Source organism: Geodermatophilus sp. SYSU D01105 (assembly GCF_054050095.1).
The window spans coordinates 38033-48895 of record NZ_JBJGYR010000032.1 but is presented as its reverse complement, the minus strand read 5'-3'; the positions used below and the strand labels follow the sequence as shown (position 1 = coordinate 48895).

General features: G+C 74.7%; 10 protein-coding genes. 6 read left to right on the top strand and 4 right to left on the bottom strand.

The window, feature by feature from the left end:
• Window positions 1-162 precede the first annotated feature (162 nt).
• Window positions 163-930 (bottom strand): SDR family NAD(P)-dependent oxidoreductase, encoded by a 768-nt coding sequence (locus ACI79I_RS22445; protein WP_456994538.1) that lies wholly within the window; start codon window positions 928-930, stop codon window positions 163-165.
• 188 nt (window positions 931-1118) lie between these two features.
• Here ACI79I_RS22445 and ACI79I_RS22440 point away from each other — a divergent pair, with 188 nt between their 5' ends.
• Window positions 1119-1874, top strand: a complete 756-nt coding sequence (locus tag ACI79I_RS22440; RefSeq protein ID WP_456994537.1) for a DeoR/GlpR family DNA-binding transcription regulator — start codon at window positions 1119-1121, stop codon at window positions 1872-1874.
• 13 nt (window positions 1875-1887) lie between these two features.
• On the opposite strand, the gene ACI79I_RS22435 is transcribed toward ACI79I_RS22440, so the two are convergent.
• Window positions 1888-3276, bottom strand: coding sequence for an FGGY-family carbohydrate kinase (locus tag ACI79I_RS22435; RefSeq protein ID WP_456994536.1), 1389 nt, complete (start codon window positions 3274-3276; stop codon window positions 1888-1890).
• Window positions 3273-4247, bottom strand: a complete 975-nt coding sequence (locus ACI79I_RS22430; RefSeq protein WP_456994535.1) for a 1-phosphofructokinase family hexose kinase — start codon at window positions 4245-4247, stop codon at window positions 3273-3275. Before ACI79I_RS22430 ends, ACI79I_RS22435 begins: the two co-directional genes overlap by 4 nt.
• Before the next feature lie 205 nt (window positions 4248-4452).
• Between ACI79I_RS22430 and ACI79I_RS22425 the strand changes: the two genes are divergently transcribed.
• Window positions 4453-5286 carry a class II fructose-bisphosphate aldolase gene (locus ACI79I_RS22425; protein WP_456946562.1) on the top strand — a complete coding sequence of 278 codons (834 nt, stop codon included), beginning with the start codon at window positions 4453-4455 and terminating at the stop codon, window positions 5284-5286.
• 4 nt (window positions 5287-5290) lie between these two features.
• On the opposite strand, the gene ACI79I_RS22420 is transcribed toward ACI79I_RS22425, so the two are convergent.
• The gene (locus ACI79I_RS22420; RefSeq protein WP_456994534.1) at window positions 5291-6544 is read right to left on the bottom strand and encodes an AGE family epimerase/isomerase; all 1254 of its coding nucleotides are present in this window, start codon (window positions 6542-6544) and stop codon (window positions 5291-5293) included.
• A gap of 250 nt (window positions 6545-6794) precedes the next feature.
• On the opposite strand from ACI79I_RS22420, the gene ACI79I_RS22415 reads away from it, so the two are divergent.
• The 4 genes from ACI79I_RS22415 to ACI79I_RS22400 are packed head-to-tail and all read left to right on the top strand — an operon-like array spanning window position 6795 to window position 10813.
• Complete coding sequence (locus ACI79I_RS22415) at window positions 6795-7937, top strand: LacI family DNA-binding transcriptional regulator (RefSeq protein ID WP_456994533.1); 1143 nt, start codon at window positions 6795-6797, stop codon at window positions 7935-7937.
• Between the two features lie 28 nt (window positions 7938-7965).
• On the top strand, window positions 7966-8724 hold the full coding sequence (locus tag ACI79I_RS22410) for an ATP-binding cassette domain-containing protein (RefSeq protein WP_456994532.1): 759 nt from the start codon (window positions 7966-7968) through the stop codon (window positions 8722-8724).
• Window positions 8721-9827: an ABC transporter permease gene (locus tag ACI79I_RS22405; protein ID WP_456946566.1), complete on the top strand. Its 1107-nt coding sequence runs from the start codon at window positions 8721-8723 to the stop codon at window positions 9825-9827. The genes ACI79I_RS22410 and ACI79I_RS22405 overlap by 4 nt, the downstream gene beginning before the upstream one ends.
• The gene (locus tag ACI79I_RS22400; protein WP_456994531.1) at window positions 9824-10813 is read left to right on the top strand and encodes an ABC transporter substrate-binding protein; all 990 of its coding nucleotides are present in this window, start codon (window positions 9824-9826) and stop codon (window positions 10811-10813) included. The genes ACI79I_RS22405 and ACI79I_RS22400 overlap by 4 nt, the downstream gene beginning before the upstream one ends.
• The last annotated feature ends 50 nt before the right edge of the window (window positions 10814-10863 follow it).

The window sequence follows — 10863 nt, the reverse complement described above, 5'->3', positions numbered from 1 at the left end:
ATCGACCGCGCTGCCCTTGGCCGAGGTGTTCCCCCCGGCGTAGTTGGTGTTCCGCGGATCGCCACCCAACCGGTTGCTCCGCTCGATCAACTCACTGACCACGGGGTTCGTCACGTCTGGTGTCCTCCGGGTGGTGTCGCGGTGCGGGGAGTGGGGGGCGGGTCAGACGGCGGTGTAGGCGCCGTCGATGACGACGCTCTGGCCCACGAGGTACGACGACCGGTCCGAGCACAGCAGGACGACGAGGGCCTCGAGGTCGGCGGGCTCGGCCATGCGCCCGGCCGGGATCATGTCGGTCCAGCGGCGGGCGAGGTCGGGGTTGGCGTCCATGAACTGCCGGGTCATGTCGGAGAGGACGTAGCCGGGGGCGATCGCGTTGACCCGGATGCCCAGCGGCGCCCACTCCACGGCGAGGGCCTTGGTGAGCATGTCCACCCCGGCCTTGGACGCGTGGTAGGAGGCCTGGTGCTGGGGGACGTTCACGACCTGGGCGGACATCGAGGAGATGTTCACGATCGACGCCCGGGACCCCGCGGCGCGCGCCGCCCGGGCCAGTGCCTGGCAGCACACGAACGTGCCGGTGAGGTTGATGTCGATGACCCGCTGCCAGGACTCCAGCGGGGCGTCGATGCTGTCCTCCCACACCGTGATGCCGGCGGCGTTGACCAGGATCGACGGGCTGCCCAGCGTCCGCTCGACCTCGGCGAAGGCGTCGGCGACGCTGCGCTGGTCGGTCACGTCGGTGGGGATGCCGACGGACCCGACGCCGGCCTCCTCCTGGAGGGCCGCCGCCCGCTCACCGACCTCCGGCAGGACGTCGAGCAGGGCGGGCCGCACGCCCCAGCGCGCCAGTGCCCGGGCCATCGTGAGGCCCAGTCCCCGGGCTCCTCCGGTCACCACGGCGACGCGGCCGTCCAGGTCCTCGAACACGAGAGCTCCCCTCCGTCGGCACGGTGCGGCACGACGCTCGCCGTCGTGGAGTTGACACCTTGTCACACCGTCGACCAGGGACACCCTGGACCGCCGTGCCGGTCACCGCAAGGTCTGCCCGCGGATCGGTCGTCGGTGACCCGGCGGTGTGACATCATGTGAACTCGGCGCGGCGGGCGGGAGGGGCGATGGCGGTCGGCAGCACCTTCGACGTCGAGCGGCGCCGCCGCGGTCTGGCCGACCGGCTCCGCGCGACCGGGGTCGTCCGGATCGACGACGCCGCGACCGAGTGGCTGGTCCACCCCATGACCATCCGCCGCGACCTGCGCAGCCTGGAGCAGGAGGGCCTCGCCCGCCTGGTCCGGGGCGGGGCGGTGTTCGCCGGGCCGACCGGGTTCGCCGGCCGGCAGGCCCGGGCGCTGCCCGCCAAGCGGCGGATCGCGGAGAAGGTCCAGCGACTGGTGCCGCGCAGCGCCGCGATCGGCGTGGACGCCTCCACCACGGCCCTGCAGATCGTCGAGCAGGTGCAGCCCGAGGACCTGCTCGTGGTGACCTACGGGCTCGAGGCGTTCCAGGTCCTGCAGGACCGGCCGGGGGCGCGCGCCTACCTCACCGGCGGCGAGCGGGACCGCCGGACCGGGAGCATGGTCGGGCCGCTGGCGCTGCGGGCGCTGCACAGCTTCAGCCTCTCCCGCTGCTTCCTCTCCGCGACCGGCGTCCACCCGGTGCTGGGCTGCACCGAGCCCACCGCCGAGGAGGTGGAGATGAAGCAGGCGATGGTGGCCGTGTCGTCGTCGGTCGTCCTGGTCTGCGACAGCACGAAGCTCGACGCGCGCGCCGCCGTGCGCTCGGTCGACCTGGGGCAGGTCGACCTGCTGGTCACCGAGCTGGCGCCCGAGGACGAGCGGCTCGACCCCTACCGGGACCTCGTCGAGCTCCTCTGACCGCGCCCGCGCGTCACCCGAACGCGCGGGCGTACGCCTCCCGGCGCTCCGGCGGCACGTCCGGGTCGGGGCGGCGCCGGGGGAGCGGCGGCGGCAGCGTGCCGGTGACACCGCGCACGGCCAGGTGGGCGGCGCCCAGCGCCGTCGCCTCCTGCGCGTCGACGAAGGCGGCCGCGCCCTCGCCGACCGCCCCGCGGATCTCCCGCCAGGCGGCGGACTCGGCGGGCCGGCCGGCGATCAGGCGCTGGACGACGGCGCGGCCCGCGGTGCGGCTGAGGTCGCGGGTCATGTCCCGGGACGCCACCGCGGTGGTCTCCATGAGCGCGCGCAGGATCGTCGCCGCAGGGAGGTCCAGCGGCATCCCGGTCAGGGACAGCCGGCGGTCGGCGGAGATCTCCCCACGGACGCCGTGGCTGCCGACCGGCTCGTCGCCCAGGAGCGTGTCCAGCGGCGTGGCGGGGTCCAGGCCCAGCAGCCGCGTCCAGGTCAGGTACAGGCCGCCGGAGGGCAGCGCCGCGTGCAGGTAGAACAGCCCGTCGGTGACGAAGCAGCCCACCTCGCTGTCGCTGGTCGCCGCGGGGTCGAGGGAGTCGGTCACGAGCAGGTGGGCCTCGGAGGTCCCGGCCGAGATGAACAGGTCGCCGGGGGAGCGCGCCCCGGCGGCGAGAGCACCGCAGAAGTGGTCGTGCCCGCCGGTGACCAGCGGCACGCCGGGTGCCACGCCGAGCTCCGCGGCCACCTCGGCGCCCAGCTCACCGACCACGGTGCCCGAGGGCACCAGCCGGGGGAGGGCCAGCCCGCCCATCCCGACCACGTCCAGGCCCTCGGGGCGCCAGGACCGGGTGGGGGCGTCGAACAGGCCGGTGCGGGAGGCGTGGGAGTGGTCCATCACCAGGTCGCCGGGGCCCAGGGCGGACAGCAGCCAGCTGCCCAGGTCGGTCAGGGTGGTGGCCGCCCGCGCCCGGTCGGGACGGGCGCGCGCCCACCAGGCGAGCGTGTGGACGGTGTACTCGGGGTGCCGCAGGCCGGTGACCGGGGCGCGGCGCTCCAGCTCGGCGGCGTGCTCGCGGGCGGCGTCGTGCCCGACGCCGGAGAACCAGGTCGGCACGTCCCCGACGGGCTTGCCCGCGTCGTCGAGCAGCACCGCCTCCTCGCCGACCGATGTCACGGCGATGCCGCCGAGCGCGGCCCGCGCCTCGGGACCGGCCTCGGCCAGGGCGCGGCGGGCCGCGTCGACGGCCACGTCCCGGATCGCCCGCGGCGAGTGGACGGCGACGCCCCTGGCGTCCCCCTGGGGCGTCGGGGCGGCCGCCGCGGCGAGGACGGCGGAGCCGTCGGCGCCGAGCAGCACCGCCTTGGTGCGGGTCGTGCCCACGTCGATGCCGAGGAAGGTGGCGCTCACCCGCGCACTCCCGGGACGGCGGTGGCGACGGCCTGGTCCTGCAGCGCGTGGACCTCGTCGGGCCCGCTGAGGTCGGGCTCGAGGCGGGCGGCGTTGGCCGCTCCGGCAGCCGCTCCGGTGCGCAGCGCCGACTCCCGGTCGTCCCCGCGGGCCAGCGCCGTGACGAAGCCGGCCAGCATCAGGTCGCCGGACCCCGTGGCGTTGACGACGGACACGACGGGGCTGCGCACGTCCCACCCCTCGGCCGCCGACCGGTAGGACAGGCCCGCCGCACCGCGGGTGACGACCACCGCGCGGACCCCGGCGTCCAGGGCCCGGCCCATCAGTGCCGGCAGGTCCGCCGCGGCGTCGTCCCCCTGGGTGAGGCCGGCGTCGGCGCGCAGCTCGTCCTCGTTGACCTTGAGGACGTCGGGCCCGGCCCGGACCGCCAGCGCCAGGCCCGGACCCGAGGTGTCGACGACGGTCAGCACCTCCCGCCCGCGCAGCGCGGTGACGCACCGCGCGTAGAGGTCCACGGGGGCGCCGCGCGGGAGGCTGCCGGTGCACACCACGAGGTCGCCCGGGCGCACCGCTGCCAGCAGCCCGTCGACCAGGGCGTCCACCTCCGCGGGGCGCACCTCGGGGCCGGGCTCGTTGACGACGGTGGAGGCGCCCGTGGCGCTGTCCACGATCACGGAGGTCACCCGGGTCTCCCCGTCGATCGCGACGTGGTGGTCCTCGATGCCGAGGTCGCGGCACCCGGCCGAGATCTGCGCGCCGACGGACCCGCCGACGAAGCCGTGCAGCGCGGCCCGGCCGCCCAGCCGCACCACGCCGCGGGCCACGATCATGCCCTTGCCCCCGGGCCGGCTGACCACCTCGGTCGCCCGGTTGACCTCGCCGACCGCCAGCCGGGGCACCACCTGCAGGCGGTCCTGCGCGGGGTTGGGGCTGACCACGTGGACCGTCGGGCCCGCGGGGGGTGCTGGCACGTCTCCTCCTCCTGGGCCGGCCCGGCTCCGGGCGCCGGTGAGCAGGCTAGAGGGGGGTGTTGCTAGTTTGGCCGCCGGGCCGGGGCGTCCCCGATCGCCGGGTCAGCCCCGGTGACCGGCTCCCCGGCGACCCGCAGGGCCCGCCCTGCCACCCCCGAGCCCGTCCCGGACGCTCCCGGGGGACACCTGACCCGAGGAGCGCCCCGTGGCACGCGCAGCACTGACCGACGTCCTGGCCCCGGCGCAGCAGGCGCGCAGCGGCCTGGGTGCCTTCAACGTCATCCAGATCGAGCACGCCGAGGCCATCGTGGCCGGCGCGGAGGCCGCCGGGCGCCCCACCGTCCTGCAGTTGAGCGAGAACGCCGTCCGCTACCACGGGGCCCTGGCGCCCATCGCCCGCGCGATGCTGGAGATCGCCGACACCGCCGACGTCCCGGTCGTGGTGCACCTGGACCACGCGACCGACGTCGAGCTGGTCGAGCAGGCCCTCGCGCTCGGCTTCACCTCGGTGATGTTCGACGGCTCGACCCTGCCCGTGGAGGAGAACCTCGCCACGACGCGCGGCGTCGTCGAGCGAGCGCACGCCCTCGGCGTCTCCGTCGAGGCCGAGATCGGTGAGATCGGCGGCAAGGACGGCGTCCACGCCCCCGGGGTGCGGACCCGCCCGGAGGACGCCGCCGAGTTCGTGGCGGCGACGGGCATCGACGCGGTCGCGGTCGCGGTCGGCAGCTCCCACGCGATGACCACCCGCACCGCCCGGCTGGACCTGGAGCTCATCGCCGCCATCCGGGACGCCGTCCCCGTGCCGCTCGTGCTGCACGGTTCCTCCGGCGTCCCGGACGACCACCTGCGGGAGGCGGTCGCGGCCGGCATGACGAAGATCAACATCTCGACGCACCTCAACGGCACGTTCACCGGCCGGGTCCGCGAGGTCCTCGCCGGCGACCCGGCGCTGGTCGACCCCCGCAAGTACCTGGGGGCGGCGCGGACGGCGACCGCGCAGGAGGTCGAGCGGCTCGTCCGGCTGCTCGCCGGCTGACCGCTCAGGTCCCGCCCAGCGCCTGACGCAGCGCGGCGGCCAGCACCGGTGCCAGCGGCAGCTGCGGCAGCAGGGTCGCCTGGTAGGCGTGGTAGACGTCGGGCTTGCCCGACCAGACCGGCGGGCTGTCCCCGGCGGGCAGCTCGTGGACCCAGCTGCCACGCTCCCGGTCGATGAAGCGGGTGGCGGCCTCGTCCCAGAAGGTCCGGTACCAGCGCTCGTACCCGTCCTCGCCGGTGCGCAGGACGAGGGCGGCCGCCGCGCCGATGGCCTCGGTGAGCACCCAGTGCAGCCGGGAGGCGACGACCGGGCGGTCCTCCCAGTCCAGCGTGTAGACGAAGCCGGACCGTCCGTCGGGCGCCCAGCCGACCTCCACCGCGGCCGCGAACAGGCTGCGGGCGTCGGGCAGCAGCCAGTCCGGCGCCTCCTCGCCGAGGGCGGCCTCGAGGTGCAGCAGCAGGCGCGACCACTCCAGCCAGTGCCCGGGGGTGGACCCGAAGGGGCGGAACTTGTCGTTCTTGCGGTCGGCGTTGTAGTCCGGGAGCGGCTGCCACGCGGGGTCGAAGTGCTCGGGCAGGCGCCAGCCGTTCTCCCGGGCCGCCGTGTGCACGAGCCGCTCGGCGATGCTCGCGGCCCGGGTCAGCCACCGGTCGTCCCCGGTCACGGCGGCCGCGGTGAGGAACGCCTCGACCATGTGCATGTTGCTGTTCGCGCCGCGGTAGGCCTCCAGGTCGGTCCAGGTCCGGTCCCAGCTCTCCACGCAGCGCCCCTCGTCGGACCGCCAGAAGTGCCGCTCCACCACCTCCAGCGCCTCCCGCAGCAGGTCGGCGGCGCCGGGGCGGCCGGCGGCGGTCGCGCTGGCCGCGGCGAGGACGACGAAGGCGTGGTCGTAGGCGGACTTGTCCGTGGCGGCGGGCGCGCCCTCGGCGCTCAGGGACGAGTACCAGCCCCCGTGCTCGGCGTCCCGGAAGGGGCCGGTCAGGGCGGCGAGCCCGGCGTCGACCAGCGCCCCGGCACCCGGGCGCCCGCGCAGGTGGGCCAGCGCGAACACGTGCGTCATCCGGGCGGTGATCCACAGCTGCGGGAGCTGCGCGGGGTCGGGGCGGCCGTGGTCGTCCAGCCAGGCCGAGCCGGTCCCCGGACCGCCGGAGGCCTCGGCGAAGGTGAGCAGCCGGTCGCCCTCCCCGTCCAGCCAGGCGCGGTGGGCCGGCAGGGACGTCCAGGAGCCGGACGGCGCGTCGCCAGCGGTCAACGTCATGGGTCCTCCTCGAGGGGGGGCGTCGGGCCCGCCGGGATGGTCAGGGGAGGGACCCTAGCCGCCAGGCACAGCTGTGTCTCAGGTGTGTATCGATGGATTGACATCGATGACACGCGCTTGTTCCATGACGCACGTCACGCCGTGACCCAGACCCCCTCGAACCCCGCAGAGGTGCGTGCCGTGCCCGTTCCCGCCAGGACCTCCCGCCCGTGCGGCGCCGGTCCTGCGGCCGTGTCCCGGGGAGCCCGCCGTGCCCGAGCGCGTCACGTTGCGTGACGTCGCCCGCATCGCCGCGGTGAGCCCGAAGACCGTCTCGCGGGTGGTCAACGGCGACGCGCACGTCACCCCGAGCACGCGGGCCCGGGTGCAGCAGGCCATCGCCGACCTCGGCTTCCGGCCCAACCTCGTGGCCCGGTCGCTGCGGATGGGCCGCGCCGACGTCATCGGCCTGGTGGTCGAGAGCCTCGCCGACCCCTTCTTCGCCCGGCTCACCAGCGCCGTGGAGCAGGCGGCCCACGAGCGGGGCCTCGCGGTGATGGTCTCCAGCGCCGGCCACGAGCCCGAGCGCGAGACCGTGATCGTGCAGAGCCTGCTGGTGCGCCAGGTGGCCGGCCTCATCGTCGTCCCGATGGCGCAGAGCTCCGCCCACCTGGCCGGGACGGGGCAACGGACGCCGGTCGTCTTCGTGGACCGGGCGCCGGAGGGGGTTCCCGGCGACGCCGTCCTGGTCGACGACCTGGGCGCGGGGGAGGCGGCGACGCGGCACCTCCTCGACCACGGGCACCGCCGGGTCGCGTTCCTCGGGTCCGCCCTCCGCAACCCGACGACCCGGCTGCGCCTGGCCGGGTACCGCCGGGCGCTGGAGGAGCGCGGCCTGGCCGTCGACGAGTCGCTGGTGGCGGTGGGCGCCGAGTCGGCCCCGGAGGCCCGTGCGGCCGCCGAGCAGCTGTTCGCCGGCCCCCGGCCGCCCACCGCGGTCTTCTCCTCGAACATGCGCTGCTCGCTCGGGCTGGTGCCGCTGCTGCACGCCAGCGGCCGGACCGACGTGGCCGTGGTCAGCTTCGACGACTTCCCGATGGCCGACTCGCTCGTACCGGCGGTCACGGTCATCGACCACGACCCGGAGGTCATCGGCGCCGCCGCGGCGGAGCTCCTCTTCCGCCGGCTGGAGGACCTCGACGCGCCCGCCGAGACGGTCGTGGTGCCGGTCGGCCTGGTGCCGCGTGGCTCGGGCGAGCTGCCTCCGCCAGGACCCTCCGGTGCACGCGGCGGTGGAGGCGGGGCGGGGGCCGGACGACCGCCGGGTCATCCGGCGGACCAGGACGCCGTCCTGGAGCACGACAGGGAGCAGGACATGGAGCACGACGGAGTGGAAGGGGGGCGTCGACCATGACGTCGCCGCACGGACAGCAGGAGGCGCGGTGACCCCCGCCCTCGAGGCCCGGGGCCTCCGACGCGAGTTCGGGCACGTGCGTGCCCTCGACGGCGCCGACTTCGACGTCAACCCCGGCGAGGTCGTCGCCCTGATCGGCGACAACGGCGCGGGCAAGAGCACCCTGGTCAAGGCGCTCTCCGGCTCGCTCGCCGTCGACTCGGGCGAGCTGCTCAGCGACGGCAAGCGGGTCACGATCGACAGCCCGTCCGCGGCGCGGGCGCTGGGCATCGAGACCGTGTACCAGGACCTCGCGCTGGCCCCGCACCTGGACCCGGTGCAGAACATGTACCTCGGCCGGGAGGTCATGAAGTCGGGCCTGCTGGGCCGGCTGGGCTTCATGGACCACGCGGAGATGCGGTCGAAGACCCGTCAGGCGTTCGACGACCTCGGTGCGACGGTGCGCGACTTCAGCGCGCCGGTCGGGTCGATGTCCGGCGGCCAGCGTCAGCAGATCGCGGTCGCGCGCGCGGCCGCCTGGGCCAGCCGCGTCATCTTCCTGGACGAGCCCACCGCGGCGCTGGGCGTGGTGCAGACCCGCAACGTGCTCGACCTGATCCGGCGGGTGCGCGACCGCGGCATCGCCGTCGTCTTCATCAGCCACTCGATGCCGCACGTCATCGAGGTGGCCGACCGCATCCAGGTGCTGCGGCTGGGCCGGCGGGTGGCCACCTACGACGCGAAGCAGACCTCGATGGAGGAGCTGGTGGGGGCCATGACCGGCGCGATCAACCAGGAGGCGGCGTGAGCACCGCCACGGGACAGCAGCAGGCTGCCGGGCCCGCGCCCGCCGACGAGGAGGCGCCGAAGACCCCGCTGCAGCGGTTGCTGAGCGCCCAGGCCTTCCAGATCCTCGCGGTCCTGCTCATCCTCGTCGTGCTGTTCAGCGCGGCGGAGCCGGACGCCTTCCTGTCGATCAACAACTTCCGCAACATCGTCGTCAACGTCTCGATCCTCGCCATCATCGGCGTGGCGATGACCTTCATCATCATCACCGGCGGGATCGACCTGTCCGTCGGCAGCGTCCTGGTCTTCAGCGGCGTCGTGGCGGCCCAGACGATGCAGGCGCTCGGCGGCCAGGGCGTGGGGGTCTCCCTCCTGGGCGCCCTGATCGCGTGCGTGTCGGGCACCCTGTGGGGCCTGCTCAACGGCGTGCTGGTGGCCAAGGCGAAGGTGCCGCCACTGATCGTGACGCTGGGGACGCTGGGCATGGCGCTCGGCGGCGCGCAGATCCTCACCGGCGGGATCGACGTCCGCGGCGCCCCCACGGTGCTGACCGACACGATCGGCTTCGGGCGCCTGTTCGGGCAGATCCCGTACCTGTCGATCATCTCGCTGGTCGTCGTGGTGGTCGGGGCGGTCATCCTGCACCGCACCCGGTTCGGTCGGTACACCTACGCCGTCGGCTCCAACGACGAGGCCGCCCGGCGCGTCGGTGTCCGGGTCGACCGCCACCTGATCCTGGTGTACACGCTGGCCGGCTTCTGCGCGGGCCTCGCGGGCATCCTCAACCTGGCGTTCTTCGCCTCGACGACGCTGGCCGGTCAGTCCAACACCGCGCTCAACGTCATCGCCGGCGTGGTCATCGGCGGCACGAGCCTCTTCGGGGGCATCGGCACCATCGCCGGCACGGTCGTCGGCCTGTTCATCCCGGCCGTGCTCCAGAACGGCTTCGTGATCATGGGCGTCCAGCCCTTCTGGCAGCAGGTCGTCGTCGGTGCGTTCCTCATCGTCGCCGTCTACGTCGACCAGGTCCGCCGCGCCGCGGCCGCCCGGGGTGCGAGCGGCCGCCGCTCCCTGTCCTCACGCTTCTCCCGCCCAGCCCGGGCCCGTCGAAAGGAAACCCAGTGAAGAGAAGCACCTCAGCGAAGGTGTCCGCCGTCTCCGCCCTCCTGCTCAGCCTCGCCGCGTGCGGTGGGGACGACGGCGGCGGCGGTGGCGGCGGCGACGCCGCGGGCGGCGGTGGGGACTACGAGGTCGCCTTCGTCCAGGGCGTGGCGGGCGACGAGTTCTACATCACCATGGAGTGCGGCATCCAGGAGGCCGCCCAGGAGCTGGGCGTCGAGGTCACCGTCCAGGGCCCGCAGCAGTTCGACCCGGCGCTGCAGACCCCGATCGTCGACAGCGTCGTGGCCAGCCAGCCCGACGGCCTGCTGATCGCCCCCACCGACGTCAGCGGCATGTTCCGGCCGATCAAGGCCGCCGCGGACGCGGGCATCACGGTGGGTCTGGTCGACACCACCCTGGAGGACCCCTCCATGGCGGTCACCCAGGTCGCCTCGGACAACGAGGGCGGCGGCGCGGCGGCCTTCCAGGCCATCCAGGAGGCCAACCCGGACGGCGGCACGGTCCTCGTCGTCGGGCACGAGCCCGGCATCAGCACCAACGAGGCCCGCATCAAGGGCTTCCTCGACGCGCTCGCCGAGGACCCGAAGTTCACCGCCCTGCCCACGCAGTACGCGCAGAACGACCCCGCCGAGGGTGCCCGCATCGTCACCTCGACGCTGCAGGCCAACCCGGACCTGATCGGGATCTTCGGCACGAACCTGTTCGCGGCCGAGGGTGCGGCGACCGGGCTGCGTCAGGCCGGGGCCGAGCAGCAGGTGACCGTCGTCGGCTTCGACGCGGGCCCGGCCCAGGTCGAGGCCCTGCAGAACGGCACCGTGCAGGCGCTGGTCGCCCAGCAGCCGGCGGAGATCGGGCGCCAGGGGCTCGAGCAGGTCGTCGCCTCGCTGAACGGTGAGGAGACCCAGGCCGAGATCCAGACCGGCTTCACGATCCTCACGCAGGACAACCTCGCCGACAACCAGGACGCGGTCTACAAGTCCGACTGCTGATCGGCAGCACGCACGACCGACGCCCCGTCCCTCTCCGGAGGGGCGGGGCG